Here is a 15,583-nt window from a genome sequence, read left to right as displayed (position 1 = left end):
GCTGGTGGAATACATCCAGTACTACAACCAGGAGCGCATCAAACCGAAACTGAAAGGTCTGAGCCCGGTAGAGTACCGGGAGCGGGCCCAATCGGCCGCCTGATCCCGTCCAAGTCTCGGGGGTCACTTCAGGGACGGGTTTACGGCGTCCCCTGCCCAGCCCATCCGCCCGGCCAGATCCACGACCCGCATTCCGCGACCAACCCACGAGGGGCTGCGCCGTTGGCTGGAAACTACGCCAGCGCGCGAAACACCAGCGCCAGGATCGCCGGCACCGCCTGGATCATGAAAATGCGGCGGCTCACGCTGTAGGCGCCATAGCACCCTGCCACCACCACGCAGGCCAGCGAGAACGTCACCAGCACCGGCTGCCCGATCACCAGCCCCACCCCGATGCCCGCCGCCAGGAAGCCGTTGTAGAGGCCCTGGTTGGCCGCCAGCACCCGCGTGGTCTCCGCCTTCTCCGGCGTGTTGCGGAAGGTCTTCAGGCCCAGCGGGCGGGTCCACAGGAACATCTCCAGCACCAGGAAATAAACGTGCAGCAAGGCGACGAGCAACGTCAGGGTGAGTGCGATCCAGTACATGGGCAGTTCCTTGGACAGGGATGGGGATCGGGCCCCGGAAAATCAGCGGTCGCGCGGCAGTTTCTTTTCTTCGCGCAGTACACCGAACGCGGCTGCGGTCATGCACGCGGCCACCAGCATGCCGCCGATGAACACCACGTGCGAGCCGAACAATGACAGGCCCTTGTGCACCCAGGCAAAGCTCAGGTCCGCACCGCGGTAGACCACGGTGTCGATCGCTGCGCCGGCCTTGTAGCGCCACTGCCGGTCCACGCGCGTGTAGATGGTCTCGCGCGCCGGCTTGGCCAGTGCAAATTCGCTGGCGCGGGTCATCACCTGCACCACCGCGACCATCAACGGCATCGGCGAGGCTGCCAGCACCGAGAAGCCGATCAGGATCGCGAAACCGGGAATCAGCAGCGCCGGTGCGATGCCGTGGCGCGACAGCAGCCAGCGGGTCAGGCCCACCTGCATCAGCAGCGCCAGCGCGTTCACCGCCAAGTCGATGCGCGAGAAGAACGCGGTACTGGCCGCCGGGTCGGTGAACGCCGCGCGCACGATTGCAGCCTGCTGGTTGTAGAGCAGCGTCCCCACGCCCACGCCGAACACCACCATGATCGCCAGCCAGCGCAGCAACGGCTCGCGCACGATCAGTTTCAGGCCATCCAGCACGCTGCCGCCCATCGGCTTCTCACCCGATACCAACTGCTGCTCCTGCTCGCGCAGCTTCGCCCAGTGCCGCAGGCGCCAGATGCAGAACAAGCAGATCGCCAGGAAACCGGCCGACACCAGCATCAGGTTGGCGATGCCCACGCGCTGCACCAGCGCACTGGTGATGACCGGACCAAGGAAGGCACCGACGGTGCCCGCCGCGCCGATGTAGCCATAGAAGGCCCGGGCCTGCACATTGGAGAAGACATCGGCCATGAAACTCCAGAACACCGCCACTGCGAACAGGTTGAAGACGGTGATCCAGAAGAAGAAAGCCATGCCGCGGCCAGGCACGCCGCTGTCGAACATCATGTAGAAGCCAAGCAGGGTCACGATGAAGAAGCCATACACCGCCGGCAGGAACACCCGCCGCGGGAAGCGGCTGACCAGCCAGCCGTACACCGGCTGCAGCACCAGCATGATCACGAACACGCAGGAGAACAGGAACTGCAGGACGAAGTCCTTCAGCGCGATGTCATGGCTGGCGAACCAGGCGATCAGCATCGGCGGGAACACCGTTTCCAGGTCCGCCGAGGCGGCCATGGCTTCACGCACCGGACGCAACACGTAGTAGCCGCTGAGGAGGCAGAAGAAGTACAGGAACGACCACCACAGCGCCGGGGACTCGCGCAGTGCCGCCATCAGCCCCTGCAGCGGGCCTTTCCCTCGTACCGCGCTCACGCGGCGTCCCTCGCCAGATGACGGCGGTTGGACAGCGGCATGGCAGGCTCCGGGGCGGTGAAGCGCGTACGTTATCCAATGCACTGCAACATCGCCAGCAGGTAGCCGTTTGAAGGCCGCAACGCGGTGTCATGACCGGGTCCGGATGACACGTTCCGATACACGCTTTCGAGGCGTCAAAATCCCAACTTTTTCAACGAGATGCGCATTCATCTTCGCTTTGTTTGTGCACAGAGGAAAAGCGGCGCTAGAATCGCCATCAGCAGTCGCGCACGGGTCCCACCGATGAAAAAGAACAGCCTGCGTCGTCCGATCCGTTCGGCGGCCACCGGTTTGCTGGGCATGTTGATGCCTGTTGCCTTGTCCACCACCGCGCAGACCCCGCCGCCGTTGCCGCCGATGCCGGCCAACATCGAGTCCGCTGCAGCCACCGCCGTTGCCCACACCCAGCCGGCGGCCTACCGTACCGGGCTGGTGCCGCAGGTGCAGGCGCCCGCCGCAGGCTTCAACGTCGCCAATATCGAATCGATGGCGCAGCAGCTCACCTATGGCGAGCGCGTGCCGGGCATGGCCGTGGCCATCGTGCAGGGCGGCCGCATCCTCAGCGCGCGCGGCTATGGCGTCACTGACGTCAACAATCCGCTGCCGGTCGACGCCCACACCGTGTTCCGCCTGGCTTCGCTGTCCAAGGCCTTCGCCGGCACCATGGCCGGACTGCTGGTCAACGACGGCACGCTGCGCTGGGACAGCAAGGTCACAGACTACGTGCCGGGCTTCCGCCTCAACTCGCCCGAAGCCACCGACCGCCTGACCGTGGCCGATGTGCTCAGCCACCGCGTCGGCCTGCCCTACAACGCCTACGACCGCGACATCGAAGGCAACGCCGAGTACTACGCGCTGACCCAGAAGCTGGCCAACACCAGCCTGAAGTGCCTGCCGGGCGACTGCTACGCCTACCAGAACGTGGCCTTCAGCCTGATCGGCGACGTCGTCTATGCCGCCTCCGGCAGCTTCTACGAGCAGTCGGTCGAGCGCCGCATCTTCAAGCCGCTGGGCATGAACGATGCCAGCCTCGGCCTGGCCGGCATCCAGGCCAGCTCGCGCTGGGCGCGCCCGCACGTGCGCAGCCGCAACGGCTGGGTGTCGCTGACACCGAAGCCGACCTACTACCGTGTTGCCCCGGCGGCTGGCGTCAACGCCAGCGCCAGCGACATGGCGCAGTGGCTGCTGGCGCACACCGGCCATCGCCCCGATGTGCTGCCGGCACCGTTGCTGGCTACCCTGCATTCGAGCCTGATCAACACCCCCGGCGAGATGCGTTCGGGCTGGCGCCGCGAGCGCCTGCACTCGGCCGGCTACGCGCTGGGCTGGCGCACCTTCGACTACGCCGGCCACGACGTGGTGTTCCATGCCGGTGCCGTACAGGGCTACCGCGGCCTGGTCGCGCTGGTCCCCGAACGCGATCTCGGCATCGCCATCATGTGGAATGGCGAGAGCGGCCTGCCCAGCGGCCTGCTGCCGACCGTGCTCGATTCCGCGCTCGGCCTGCCGGCACAGCGCTGGCTGGATGTGGACACCGACTTCGGCAGCGACAACCTGATGGCCGAAGGCGCGAGCCCGGCGCAGCAGGACAAGCGCAAGGGAAAGGGCGCTTCGAGCAACCGCGCGGTGGCGTCGCCGCGCTGATCAGGCGGGCGCGACCGTGAGCATGAAGGGCGGCCTGCAGGCCGCCCTTTTTGTTGGCTGTTGTGGAATCGAGCCGCGCTCGACTCTACAAACGGAGGGCTAATGCGCGAAGTAGTGCATGCCGCCGTCCACCGGAATCACCGCACCGGTGATGTAACCGGCCAGCGGCGAGGCGAGGAATGCCACCAGCGGCGCCACTTCTTCCGGCTCACCGAAGCGCCCGATCGGGATGTTACTGGCGATGAACGCGCGTCGGCTTTCCTCGGTGGGATGCAGGCGGTCCAGGATCTGCGGGCTGTTGATCCGACCCGGCGCAATGGCATTCACCGTGATGCCCTGCCCGGCCACCTCCGACGACAGCCCCTTGCTCCACAGATGCAGCGCTGCTTTCGCCGCGGTGGCGGCATTCACCGAACGGGGCTCCATCGAACCGCTGAAGTTGATCACCCGCCCCCATCCCTGCGCCCGCATCGCCGGCAGCAGTGCCTGGGTCAGCCGTCGTGCGGCAGAGAAGTTCAGCGCCAATGCCTCCTCCCAGATCGTGTCGGCTGCATCGACGGTCGTTGGCCGCGAACCGCCAGCCGCGTTGACCAGGATGTCCACCCGCTGCAACGCCGCCAGCGACGCGTCAGCAATGCGTCGCACGTCCCCGGCGTCAGTGACATCGCCCAGCAGGATGATCGGCGCGGGTGCGCCCGCCGCTTCGATCCCTGCCGCCAGCGCCTGCAGCGGTGCCTGCCGCCGTGACGAGATGGCAACAAGTACGCCCTGCGCGGCCAGTTGCCTGGCGACAGCGGCACCGATGCCACTGCCCGCCCCGGTGACCAGCGCTGTGCGTCCCTCAAGATTCAAATCCATCGTGTTCTCCTTTCAGCACGGCCGGTGGATCCGGCCCCTGCAGTGCAGGCTGTTTGATCACCCGTGATTGATAAACTCCGCAAAAGTTTCAGCATTCAACACCCGGAGTGTCAGATGAACCTGCTGGAAAGCATGCAGGTCTACGTGCTGATCGTGGACAAGGGCAGCCTCAGCGCTGCGGCGGCAGCACTGGCCATCTCCCCGACGATGGCCGGCAAGCACCTGCGTGCGTTGGAGGCGCGGCTGGGCATGCAGTTGCTCAGTCGTACCACCCGGCGCCAGCACATGACGCCGTTCGGGGAGGACTACTACGCCCGCTGCCGGGAGATCCTGCGGCTGGTGGAGGAAACCGATGCTCAGGCCCAGTACCAGCACCTTGCACCTGCAGGCACGCTGCGCATCAGCGCGCCGGTGATCTTCGGCACGCATGCGCTGGTACCGGCGTTGGCCGATTACATGGCGCGCTACCCCGACGTGCGTGTCGACGCGGTGCTGACCGACCGCGTGGTCGACCTCGCAGAGGAGGGTTTCGAAGCAGCCCTGCGCATCGGCACGCTGGCCGACAGCAGCGTGCTGGTGGCGCGTGCATTGGCACCGTATCGCTTGATGATGTGCGCCTCGCCCGGATACCTCGCCCGGCACGGTACGCCCTCCGACCTGCTGGCGCTTGCCCGGCACCAATGCCTGTCCTTCGAACCCAGCGCGCTGGCGCAGTGGCTGCAGGCCGATGCTGGCGGGCTCGGCCATGTGCCCACAGGTCGGCTGCAGATCAACAACGGCGAAGCGCTGCGTACAGCGGCGCTGCATGGGCTGGGCATCGTGCTGCAATCGGCACTGCTTCTGGCCGCGGATGTCGAGGCTGGGCGGTTGGTGCAGCTGTTTCCCGAACACGGCCACGCGGGGCGGCCGATGCACGTGGTCTACGCCCACGACCGCTACCCCTCGACCCGCCTGCGCAGCTTCATCGATTTCCTGGTGGAGCGCTTTCCACCGGCGCCGCACCGCTAGCGTCGACCGTCAGCAAGGCGGTCGAGCATGGCTCGACGCTACCAATGGCCCCATAAAAAAACCCCCTCCCCGCTGGGCAGCCAGGGAAGGGGTTTCAGGATGCGGCTATCGGGAGTACTTAGATCAGCGGCGCCGGGGTTGCCGGCAGAGCGACCGGGGCGGCCTTCTTCTTGCGGGCGGCCGGCTTGCGCTTGGCAACCTTCTTCGCTGCCTTCTTCGGGGCAGCCTTCTTGGTGGCCTTCTTCGCGGTCTTCTTCACTGCCTTCTTGGCGGTCTTCTTGACGGCCTTCTTGGCAGTCGCCTTCTTCGCGACCTTCTTGGCCGGCTTGCGGGCCGTTGCCTTCTTGGCAGTCTTCTTGGTGGCCTTCTTGGCTACCTTCTTGACGGCCTTCTTCGCGGTCTTCTTGGCAGGAGACTTCTTGGCTACCTTCTTCGCCGCCTTCTTCACTGCCTTCTTCGCAGTGGCCTTCTTGGCGACCTTCTTCGCAGCCTTCTTCACTGCCTTCTTGGCGGTCGCCTTCTTCGCGACCTTCTTCACTGCCTTCTTGGCAGCGGCCTTCTTCGCGACCTTCTTCACCGCCTTCTTGGCGGCGGGCTTTTTCTTCGCAGCTTTCTTGGTTGCCATGGGATGGCTCCTCGTCAGTGATAGGGAGTTGAAACGCCCAGGTGGATCAAACCCGCGGATGCTGCGTGCGGGGACCGCCGGCGCGTCAAGCGCGCCGTTACGGATGCGGCAATGCCCGCCTCGATCGGCGGAGCGGGCATCGGAACGGGAGGTGCCTTGCATTTCTCCGGGGGAAGCGGGGCCATGTCCACCGTCATCTGGGTCGCGGTGGTCTTGAAGGGGCTGCTTCGCATCGGACGATTGATTCTGCGCACTCGGTTTGGCAGGCAAGGTCTGCTGAGGCGAAACCTAATCACGGTTTTTTTTACTGTCAACAACCCCCGCGAAAAATTTTCACATCCGCGCCATCCGCGGTGTTGCCTGCACGGTCGCGACGCTCCGCCCTCGACGACCAACAAAGCACCACGCACGCGCGTTGCCTGCAGCAACAACAACGCAAGCGTTGAACAAAAACCACTTGAAATAGGCACTCTGCGCAGATGCACGCATGTTGGCGGCCGCTGCATGCACGCAACGCCGGCACCGGCCGGCGCCGGCACCAGCGCCAGCACAACGGCACCGCAACGGGGGGCGAAAAGTTTTCACATCCGGACGCGTCGGCGCGGGGCGGAAACGCGGATTTGCGCAAAACTGCGCACGCCCCTCGGTACCGTTCGCGGGTCTGCTGATGCCGCGTCGAGGGCGCGCAGCAAACCCTGCGTCATGAGCCAACGTACTCGCCAAAACAAAAACGGCCACCCGAAGGTGGCCGTTGCAGAACCCGGAAACGACGACTCAGTGGTCGTCGTTCTCCAGGGCTTCGGCGTACGCGTCCGGGTCCAGCAGCTCGTTGACCTCTTCAGCGTTGGTCAGTTCGACCACGAACATCCAACCTTCGCCGTAGGCATCTTCGTTGATGGTTTCCGGCTTGTCGGACAGGGCCGAGTTGACCTCGACAACCTTGCCGCTGATCGGGCTGTAGACGTCCGAGGCGGCCTTCACCGACTCGACGACGGCGATCTGTTCGCCGGCCTTGGCGTCGGCGCCGACTTCCGGCAGTTCGACGTAGACCAGGTCACCCAGCAGGCCCTGGGCATGGTCGGAAATACCGACGGTGACGCGGCCATTGCCTTCGACACGGGCCCACTCATGGGACTTGAGGAACTTGAGGTCGCCGGGGATCTCGCTCATGGGACTGCTCCAGAGATATGCAGGGGTGGAAAAAACGGGGCTAGTGTAACCAACCGGCCGCCACTGCTGTCAGTGACGACCGGCATGTCCGGATCAGGCGTCGGCGAGCACGCCGGGCTGGGCCTGGCCTTCGCGCACGAACGGGAACTTGACCACGCGCACCGGCACCTGCCGGCCGCGGATGTCGACGGTGACCTCGCCGAGTTCACCGGCGGGCACGCGGGCAAAAGCGATGCCCTTGGCCAGGGTCGGCGAGAAGGTGCCGGACAGGATCTCGCCCTGGCCGCTGGCCGTGGTCACTGCCTGGCCGTGGCGCAGCACGCCCTTCTCGTCCATCACCAGGCCGATCATCTGGCGCGCGGTGCCTGCGTTCTTCTGCGCTTCCAGCACGTCGCGGCCGATGAAGTCGCGGCCTTCGTCCAGCGACACGGTCCAGGCCAGCGCCGCTTCGTACGGGCTGATCTCTTCGTCCATGTCCTGGCCATACAGGTTCATGCCGGCTTCCAGGCGCAACGTGTCGCGTGCGCCGAGACCGGCCGGCTTCACGCCCGCCGCCAGCAGGCGGTTCCAGAACGCGACCACCGCGTCCTGCGGCAGCAGGATTTCGAAGCCGTCTTCGCCGGTGTAACCGGTACGGGCGACGAACAGCTCGACGCCGTCGTCGGACTGCACCTGCAGGGCGGCGAAGCGGCCCAGCTTGGTCAGCGCCTCGCGCTCGGATTCGCGGGCCAGGCCGATCACGATCGCGCGCGCCTGCGGGCCCTGCACGGCCAGGATGGCCAGGTCCGGGCGCTGCTCGACGCTGACGCCGAACGGCGCGGCCTGCTCGCGCAGCCAGGCCAGGTCCTTTTCGCGGGTGGAGGCGTTGACCACCATGCGGAAGAAATCGTCGCCCAGGTAGTAGACGATCAGGTCGTCGATGACGCCGCCGCGCGGATTCAGCATGCACGAGTACAGCGCCTTGCCCGGCACCTTCAGCTTGTCGACCGAGTTGGCCAGCAGGCGGCGCAGGAACGGCCTGACCTGGTCACCGCGCAGGTCGACCACGGTCATGTGGCTGACGTCGAACACACCCGACTCGCGACGCACCAGGTGGTGCTCGTCCAGCTGCGAGCCGTAGTGGATGGGCATGTCCCAACCCCCGAAATCGACCATCTTGGCGCCAAGGGCGCGGTGAGTATCGTTGAGCAGCGTCTTCTGGGTCATGACCGGGTCCGGCAGCAGAGGAAACAAGAATCCCCATTATCCCAGATCGGTCGCCCGCAGGTCGCGCCGCAGCGCAGCGGGGGTGTTTGGCCGGCCTGCGGCCGGCGGGCGCCTTTTACAGGCCAGGCAACGGCAACAGCCAAAGCGTATCGGCTCGGTGAAGTCGACGGCTTGGCCGGAGCGGTATGGGGCGAGCGGGACACGCCGTGAACCCATCCCTGGGGGCGCTTTGCTTGCGAAGCACTGCTTCGCAAGCGCGCGAACGCGCAGCCGCCAGCGGCTGGGCCGGACCGCAGAGCGGGGTTTACGGCGTGTCCCGCGAACCCAACCCGCCCGACCCAACACATGCCAGTCGACTAACAGTCGACTCTACCTGCGGCAGACTCGACCACCAGCGTGCTGCCCTGCACCGCCACCACCCGCACCAGGCTGCCGGCCTGCAGTTCCGGGCCGCTGACCTGCCAGTACGCGTCGTCGATGCTGACCCGGCCCTGCCCACCAACGATACCCTGCTGCAACGGCACCACCCGTCCGACCAGTTGTTCGGCGCGGCGGTTGAGCAACGGTGCATCGCTGGGTCGCGCCCTTGCCTTGCCCCAGCGCCGGTAGCACTGGATCGAGACAACGCTCAGCACGACGAAGGCAACGACCTGCCACAGCAATGGAATGCCGCTGAACACCGCAACCAGTACGAACACCGCCGCCGCGCCAATGCCGATCCACAGCATGAACGCCCCGGGCGCCAACGCCTCGGCGGCAAACAGCAGCAGCGCCAGCGCGCCCCAACCGACGACTTCCCAGCGCATGTCAGCCTCCGAGCGGCGGCGGCCGCTTGCCGGCGGCCTTGTTGTCCTGGCTGGCCAGCGCCTGCTTCGCCAGTTCGGCCACGCCGGCGATCGAACCGATCACGCCACTGGCCTCCATCGGCATCAGCACCAGCTTCTGGTTCGGCGAACTGGCCAGCTCCTTGAACGCTTCCACGTACTTCTGGGCAACGAAGTAGTTGATCGCCTGCACGTCGCCCTCGGCAATCGCCGCCGACACCACCTTGGTCGCCATTGCTTCGGCCTCGGCCAGGCGTTCGCGCGCCTCGGCATCGCGGAATGCAGCTTCGCGACGGCCTTCGGCCTCCAGCACGGTGGCCTGCTTTTCGCCATCGGCACGCAGGATCTCCGACTGGCGTGAACCCTCTGCCTCTAGAATCTGCGCGCGCTTCTCGCGCTCGGCCTTCATCTGCCGCGCCATCGCATCCAGCAGGTCGCGCGGCGGCTGGATGTCGCGGATCTCGATGCGGTTGACCTTCACACCCCACGGGTTGGTGGCATGGTCGACCACGCTCAGCAGCTGGGCATTGATCACCTCGCGCTGGCTGAGCGATTCATCCAGGTCCATCGAACCGATCACGGTACGGATGTTGGTCTGCACCAGGGCGATCATCGCCACTTCCAGGTTGGCCACCTCATAGGCAGCCTTGGCGGCATCCAGTACCTGGAAGAACACCACGCCGTCCACGCGCACGGCGGCGTTGTCCTTGGTGATCACTTCCTGGCTGGGTACATCCAGCACCTGCTCCATCATGTTCACCTTGCGCCCGACCCCGTACACGATCGGAATCAGGAAGTGCAGGCCGGGGGTCATGGTGTGCGTGTAGCGCCCGAAGCGCTCGACGGTCCATTCGTACCCCTGCGGCACCATCCGTACCGCCTTGAACAGGATCACCACGGCCACGAAGGCCAGCACCACGGTAAAGAACATGGTCGGGAACATCTTGCTTTCCTTATCTATGACGTCCAGGCCCCAGCATAGCGCGTGAAGGCCGCATTCACAGCGGAGCTACCAGGGCATGCGCCCGCGCAGGATGTCGGCGAACATCACCCAGTCGCCCATGAACGAGTACAGCGGGTGCTGGAAGGTGGCCGGGCGGTTCTTCTCGAAAAAGAAATGGCCAACCCAGGCAAAGCTGTAACCGCAGAACAGGGCAGCCAGCAGCAGCACCGGCTGCCCACGCAGGATCGCTGCCGCGACCAGCAGCAGTACGCCGCAGCTGCCGATGAAGTGCAGCCGGCGCGATACCGGGTGGCGATGCTCGCTGAGGTAGAACGGATAGAACTCGCGGAAGCTGGCGAAGCGGGACATGCGCGTGCTCCGGGAACCAGGGTCGTCGCCATCATGCACCATCGCTGACCTTGTGGCGCCGAGCCATGCCCGGCTTGCGCGCGCCAGCGCGGTCGGAAGGAGGCGCAGCCACGCATGGCCCGGCTCTACACCGATGAGGTGCGCGGCCCGAACATGATCACCGCCATGCCGGCCAGGCACAGGGCTGCACCGAACAGGTCCCAGCGGCTGGGGCGGATGCCGTCGACCAGCCACAACCAGAACAGCGCGGTGCCGATGTACACGCCACCGTAGGCGGCATAGACCCGTCCACTGGCAGTCGGGTGCAGAGTCAGCAGCCAAGCGAACAGGGCCAGGCTGGCCGCGGCCGGCAGCAGCAGCCAGACGCTGCCTCCCTTGCGCAGCCACAACCATGGCAGGTAACAGCCGACGATCTCGGCCAGCGCGGTCAGCAGGAACAGGCCAAGCGTCTTCACGCTTTTTCTGCTGCCTTGGCGTGCTGCCACAGCGCTTCCTGCGCATCCAGGTCCATCGCAGCCAGCGCCCCACCCTGCGCGTCGGCCTGCGCTTCCATCGCGCGGAAGCGGCGTTCGAACTTGTGGTTGGCCCCGCGCAGCGCCGCACCCAGGTCGATGTCGGCATGGCGCGCCAGGTTGGCGCAGACGAACAGCAGGTCGCCGAGCTCTTCCTGCAGCCGCGCCTTGTTGCCCGCGATATCGCCGCGCTCGAACTCCTCGCGCAGTTCCTGCAGTTCCTCGGCCGCCTTGTCCAGCACCGGCAACGGGCCGGGCCAGTCGAAGCCGACCTTGGCCGCACGCGACTGCAACTTCACCGCCCGCTGCCATTCCGGCAGCCCGCGCGAAATGCCGGCCAGCGCGGAGGTGTCCTGCTCGCCCTTGGCGGCACGCTCGGCACGCTTGATCGCATCCCAGTTGCGCGTCACGCCGTCGGCATCGTCGACGCTCACGTCGGCGAACACGTGCGGGTGACGGCGCTGCATCTTGTCGCTGATCGCGCGTGCGACCTCGGCGAAGGCAAAGGCCCCCTGCTCTTCGGCCATGCGCGCATGGAACACCACCTGCAGCAGCAGGTCGCCCAGCTCGTCACAGAGATCGTCGAGATCGCCACGGTCGATCGCATCGGCCACCTCGTAGGCTTCCTCGATGGTGTACGGCGCGATGGTTGCGAAGTTCTGCTCCAGATCCCACGGGCAGCCGCCCTGCGGGTCGCGCAGGCGCGCCATGATCGCCAGCAGGCGCTCCAGCTCGTGGGCGGCGGCGCTGCCGGTGGTGGGGGTGTCGTGCGCGCTCATGCGGCCTCCAGGGTCAGTCGGACAACCAGTCGCGCCATGGCAGGCTGGTATCACCAAGGGCAATGAAATCGCCGTTCAACAGGGTTTCGCGGCGGTTGTAGCGGAACGGCTTGCCGGTCGCGGCCGACAGCACGGCGCCGCCGGCGGCATGCAGCACGCATTGGCCGGCAGCGGTATCCCATTCGGAGGTCGGGCCCAGCCGAGGGTAGACATCCAGGCCGCCTTCGGCGATCCGGCAGAATTTCAGCGACGAGCCCTGCGCGATGGTCTCGATGCGGCCCATGCGCGCCAGCAGCGCCTCGGTTTCCGGCGAGCGGTGCGAACGACTGGCGGCAACGCGCAGCGGGGCGGTGGCCGGCGTGCGGGTGCGCAGCACGGTGTCGTGCAGGCCCTGCCGGCGATAGGCCAGCTCGCCACGCATGGCGTGCCAGACGATGCCGGTGACCGGCGCCAGCACCACGCCGAAAGCCGGTGCGCCCTGGTAGATCAGGGCGATGTTGACGCTGAACTCGCCATTGCGCTTGACGAACTCGCGGGTGCCGTCGAGCGGATCCACCAGCCAGTACGCGCCCCAGTGGCGGCGGTGCTCCCAAGGCACCTGCGCCGATTCCTCCGACAGGATCGGCAGGTCCGGGGTCAGCTGGCGCAGGCCCAGTTCGATGACCTGGTTGGCGGCCAGGTCGGCGGCGGTGACCGGGCTGTCGTCGTCCTTGATCTGCACCTCGAAGCCATCGGCGTACACCTGCATGATGGCCTGTCCGGCTTCCTGGGCGATGGCGATGGCGGTCTCGCGCAGGTCCGTGGTCAGTTTGATCATCGCGTTCCCTGCAGCCACTGGCGAGCGATGAACAGCGCCGCCAGCGAGCGTCCCTCGGAGAAGTCCTCGCGCAGCATCAGCTGGTCCAGTTCGGCCAGCTTCCACGGCACCACCTCCAGTTCTTCCGGCTCGTCGCCGGCCAGCTTTTCCGGATACAGGTCGCGTGCCACCACCAGCCACGACTGGTGGCTCATGTAGGTGGGGGCCAGGGTCATCGCGCGCAGCACGTCGACCCGGCGTGCACCGTACCCGGCCTCTTCCTTCAGCTCGCGGTCGGCGGCCTCCCCGGGGGTTTCGCCGGCGTCGATCCGGCCCTTGACCAGGCCCAGTTCATAGCGGTGCATGCCGGCGGCGTATTCACGCACCAGCAGCACCGTCTCGTCATCGAGCATCGGCACCACCACCACCGCACCATGGCCACGGCTGACCAGGCGTTCGAAGCGGCGGCGTTCACCGTTGGAGAACTCCAGGTCCAGGTGCTGGCGCTGGAAGGGGCCGTTCTCCTCATCGGTGATCCGATGGATGATCGGCAAGCGCCGGCCGGCACGGTCATCGTTCATGCGGAATCTCCGCGGCGGCCGGCGCCAGCGCCGGGGCCGATAGAATGTGCAGGCAGCAACATGTTCATGAGCCCGAAATGCTAGCAGACCCAACCCCCTCCCCGCTGGCCCAGCACTGGCGGCAACGCGACCTGCAGGTGCTGTGGCATCCGTGCACGCAGATGCGTGAGCACCCACATACCCTGCCGCTGGTGCCGATCGCCCGTGGTGAAGGCGCATGGCTGATCGACCACGACGGCAACCGCTATCTGGACGCCGTCAGCAGCTGGTGGACCAATCTGTTCGGCCATGCCGAGCCGCGCATCGGCGGCGCCATCGCGGCGCAGGCCGGGCAGCTGGAACAGGTGATGCTGGCTGGCTTCGGCCATGAGCCGGCGATCACCCTGGCCGAGCGCCTGCTGGCGCTGGCGCCACGCCAGCCCGGCCGCGAGCCGCTGGCCAAGGTGTTCTACGCCGACAACGGCTCGGCCGGCGTTGAAGTCGCGCTGAAGATGGCCTTCCAGTATTTCCAGAACCGCGGCGAGCCACGGCGCACGCGCTTCATCGCGCTGGAGAACGGCTACCACGGCGAGACCCTTGGAGCGCTGGCGATGGCGGACATTCCGCTGTACCGCCGCGTCTACGCGCCGCTGCTGGCCGAAGGCCTGTTCGCGCCCTCGCCCGATGCCTACCTGGCCGAGCCGGGCCAGAGTGCGGCTGATCGCGCACGCCAGGCCGCTGATGGTCTGGCCACCCTGTTTGACCAGCATCCCGGCGAGATCTGCGCGGTGATCCTGGAGCCGCGCCTGCAGTGCGCCGGCGGCATGCGCATGCATGACCCGGTGTACCTGCAGCGGGTGCGCGAACTGTGTGATGCGCACGGCGCATTCATGATCGCCGACGAGATCGCCACCGGCTTCGGCCGCACCGGCACCCTGTTCGCCTGCGAGCAGGCCGGGGTGATGCCGGACCTGATGTGCCTGTCCAAGGGCCTGACCGGCGGCTTCCTGCCGCTTGCCGCGGTGCTGGCCACGCAGGCGCTGTACGACGCCTTCCTTGATGACTCTCGCGAGCGCGCCTTCCTGCATTCGCACAGTTACACCGGCAACCCGCTGGCCTGTGCGGCTGCGCTGGCGACGCTGGACATCTTCCGCGACGACGATGTGATCGCCCGCAACCGTGGCATCGCCTCGGTGATGGGCGCGCTGGCTGCGCCATTGAGCGACCATCCGCACGTGGCCGACGTCCGCCAGGCCGGCATGGTGGTGGCCTTCGAGCTGTCGCGTGATGGCAACAAGCGCACTCCGTTCGATCCGGCGCTGCGACTGGGCCTGCACGCCTACAAGGCTGCGCTGAAACGTGGCGTGGTGCTGCGTCCGCTGGGCGACGTGCTGTACTGGATGCCACCCTACTGCGTGGATGACGAACAACTGGAGCTGCTGGCACATACCACGCTGGCGGCGATTGACGAGGCGATTGCATGCGCGTGACCCGCTGCCCCATCGACCTGGCGCTGCACAGCGGCCAGACCGTGACCCTGCCGGAAGAGACGGCCAACCATCTGGTGCGGGTGATGCGCCTGCGCGAGGGTGATACCTGCGTGCTGTTCAACGGCGATGGCCACGACTACAGCGCCACGCTGACTGCCGCCGGCAAGCGCGAGGTGCAGGTGCGCATCGATGCGGTGCAGGCGGTGGACAACGAATCGCCGCTGGCGATCACTCTGCTGCAGGGCATTGCCCGAGGCGAGAAGATGGACCTGATCCTGCAGAAGGCCACCGAGCTGGGCGTGAGCGCCATCGTTCCGGTGAATGCCGAGCGCACCGAAGTGAAGCTGGATGCCGCGCGCGCGGAGAAGCGCGTAGCGCACTGGAATAACGTGGTGACCTCGGCCTGCGGCCAGTCCGGGCGCGCGCGCATTCCGCAGGTGGGCTCGCCGGTGTCATTGGCGCAGGCGGCGGCGACGCTGCCGGCCGATACGCTGCGGCTGACGCTGGACCCGCACGGTGCCCATCGCCTGTCGACGCTCGACGCGGCGCCGACGGGCGGCATCGTGATCGCGATCGGCCCGGAAGGCGGCTGGTCGCCGCGCGACCGGGATCAGCTGGCAGCGGCAGGATTCCAGGGCCTGCAGCTGGGGCCGCGCATCCTGCGCACGGAGACCGCCGGGCTGGCCGCGATCGCGGCATTGCAGGCGCGGTTGGGCGACCTGGGATAAGGTTGATTGGTGGTAGTGCCGGCCGCTGGCCGGCATCCAAGGGATCATGAGGTTGCCGGCCAGCGGCCGGCACT

General features: G+C 66.8%; 18 protein-coding genes. 5 read left to right on the top strand and 13 right to left on the bottom strand.

The window, feature by feature from the left end; genetic code table 11:
* Window positions 1–103 (top strand): IS3 family transposase (locus tag AC5P67_RS14855; RefSeq protein ID WP_495213577.1); only part of this gene is annotated, 103 nt, incomplete at its 5' end.
* Window positions 104–233: 130 nt separating this feature from the next.
* Here AC5P67_RS14855 and AC5P67_RS14850 read toward each other — a convergent pair.
* The gene (locus tag AC5P67_RS14850) at window positions 234–584 is read right to left on the bottom strand and encodes a DUF1304 domain-containing protein (RefSeq protein WP_012481032.1); all 351 of its coding nucleotides are present in this window, start codon (window positions 582–584) and stop codon (window positions 234–236) included.
* A 42-nt stretch (window positions 585–626) separates the two neighbouring features.
* Complete coding sequence (locus AC5P67_RS14845) at window positions 627–1,916, bottom strand: NTP/NDP exchange transporter (protein ID WP_495214841.1); 1,290 nt, start codon at window positions 1,914–1,916, stop codon at window positions 627–629.
* A gap of 324 nt (window positions 1,917–2,240) precedes the next feature.
* Here AC5P67_RS14845 and AC5P67_RS14840 point away from each other — a divergent pair, with 324 nt between their 5' ends.
* On the top strand, window positions 2,241–3,641 hold the full coding sequence (locus tag AC5P67_RS14840) for a serine hydrolase domain-containing protein (RefSeq protein WP_005410697.1): 1,401 nt from the start codon (window positions 2,241–2,243) through the stop codon (window positions 3,639–3,641).
* A 99-nt stretch (window positions 3,642–3,740) separates the two neighbouring features.
* Here the strand turns inward: AC5P67_RS14840 and AC5P67_RS14835 are convergent, their stop codons facing one another.
* Window positions 3,741–4,499: an SDR family NAD(P)-dependent oxidoreductase gene (locus AC5P67_RS14835; protein ID WP_111117924.1), complete on the bottom strand. Its 759-nt coding sequence runs from the start codon at window positions 4,497–4,499 to the stop codon at window positions 3,741–3,743.
* A 114-nt stretch (window positions 4,500–4,613) separates the two neighbouring features.
* Between AC5P67_RS14835 and AC5P67_RS14830 the strand changes: the two genes are divergently transcribed.
* Complete coding sequence (locus tag AC5P67_RS14830) at window positions 4,614–5,507, top strand: LysR substrate-binding domain-containing protein (protein ID WP_005414244.1); 894 nt, start codon at window positions 4,614–4,616, stop codon at window positions 5,505–5,507.
* A gap of 118 nt (window positions 5,508–5,625) precedes the next feature.
* Here the strand turns inward: AC5P67_RS14830 and AC5P67_RS14825 are convergent, their stop codons facing one another.
* From AC5P67_RS14825 to nudE, 10 genes are all read right to left on the bottom strand, one after another.
* Entirely contained in the window at window positions 5,626–6,132 is a 507-nt protein-coding gene (locus AC5P67_RS14825) for a hypothetical protein (RefSeq protein ID WP_005410700.1), read from the bottom strand.
* A 774-nt stretch (window positions 6,133–6,906) separates the two neighbouring features.
* The gene (gcvH, locus tag AC5P67_RS14820; RefSeq protein ID WP_005410701.1) at window positions 6,907–7,302 is read right to left on the bottom strand and encodes a glycine cleavage system protein GcvH; all 396 of its coding nucleotides are present in this window, start codon (window positions 7,300–7,302) and stop codon (window positions 6,907–6,909) included.
* A gap of 93 nt (window positions 7,303–7,395) precedes the next feature.
* Window positions 7,396–8,508 carry a glycine cleavage system aminomethyltransferase GcvT gene (gcvT, locus tag AC5P67_RS14815; RefSeq protein WP_049395781.1) on the bottom strand — a complete coding sequence of 371 codons (1,113 nt, stop codon included), beginning with the start codon at window positions 8,506–8,508 and terminating at the stop codon, window positions 7,396–7,398.
* 356 nt (window positions 8,509–8,864) lie between these two features.
* Window positions 8,865–9,314 (bottom strand): NfeD family protein, encoded by a 450-nt coding sequence (locus tag AC5P67_RS14810; protein ID WP_043034496.1) that lies wholly within the window; start codon window positions 9,312–9,314, stop codon window positions 8,865–8,867.
* Window position 9,315: 1 nt separating this feature from the next.
* The gene (locus AC5P67_RS14805; protein ID WP_005410704.1) at window positions 9,316–10,275 is read right to left on the bottom strand and encodes an SPFH domain-containing protein; all 960 of its coding nucleotides are present in this window, start codon (window positions 10,273–10,275) and stop codon (window positions 9,316–9,318) included.
* Between the two features lie 66 nt (window positions 10,276–10,341).
* Window positions 10,342–10,644 (bottom strand): Mpo1-like protein, encoded by a 303-nt coding sequence (locus tag AC5P67_RS14800; RefSeq protein WP_005410705.1) that lies wholly within the window; start codon window positions 10,642–10,644, stop codon window positions 10,342–10,344.
* Between the two features lie 125 nt (window positions 10,645–10,769).
* On the bottom strand, window positions 10,770–11,099 hold the full coding sequence (locus AC5P67_RS14795; RefSeq protein WP_061478892.1) for a YnfA family protein: 330 nt from the start codon (window positions 11,097–11,099) through the stop codon (window positions 10,770–10,772).
* Window positions 11,096–11,935 carry a nucleoside triphosphate pyrophosphohydrolase gene (gene mazG, locus AC5P67_RS14790; RefSeq protein WP_099523529.1) on the bottom strand — a complete coding sequence of 280 codons (840 nt, stop codon included), beginning with the start codon at window positions 11,933–11,935 and terminating at the stop codon, window positions 11,096–11,098. Before mazG ends, AC5P67_RS14795 begins: the two co-directional genes overlap by 4 nt.
* 13 nt (window positions 11,936–11,948) lie before the next feature.
* On the bottom strand, window positions 11,949–12,752 hold the full coding sequence (gene cysQ, locus AC5P67_RS14785) for a 3'(2'),5'-bisphosphate nucleotidase CysQ (protein ID WP_005410708.1): 804 nt from the start codon (window positions 12,750–12,752) through the stop codon (window positions 11,949–11,951).
* Entirely contained in the window at window positions 12,749–13,312 is a 564-nt protein-coding gene (nudE, locus tag AC5P67_RS14780) for an ADP compounds hydrolase NudE (RefSeq protein WP_005414246.1), read from the bottom strand. The genes cysQ and nudE overlap by 4 nt, the downstream gene beginning before the upstream one ends.
* A 77-nt stretch (window positions 13,313–13,389) precedes the next feature.
* On the opposite strand from nudE, the gene bioA reads away from it, so the two are divergent.
* Window positions 13,390–14,781 carry an adenosylmethionine--8-amino-7-oxononanoate transaminase gene (bioA, locus tag AC5P67_RS14775; RefSeq protein ID WP_033833434.1) on the top strand — a complete coding sequence of 464 codons (1,392 nt, stop codon included), beginning with the start codon at window positions 13,390–13,392 and terminating at the stop codon, window positions 14,779–14,781.
* Window positions 14,772–15,509 (top strand): 16S rRNA (uracil(1498)-N(3))-methyltransferase, encoded by a 738-nt coding sequence (locus tag AC5P67_RS14770; protein ID WP_005414248.1) that lies wholly within the window; start codon window positions 14,772–14,774, stop codon window positions 15,507–15,509. The genes bioA and AC5P67_RS14770 overlap by 10 nt, the downstream gene beginning before the upstream one ends.
* Window positions 15,510–15,583: the final 74 nt, after the last annotated feature.

The organism is Stenotrophomonas sp. YJH_SMC_21 (assembly GCF_059369555.1).
Note: the sequence above shows the minus strand (reverse complement) of the source record. Positions and strands in the feature narration are given on the sequence as shown.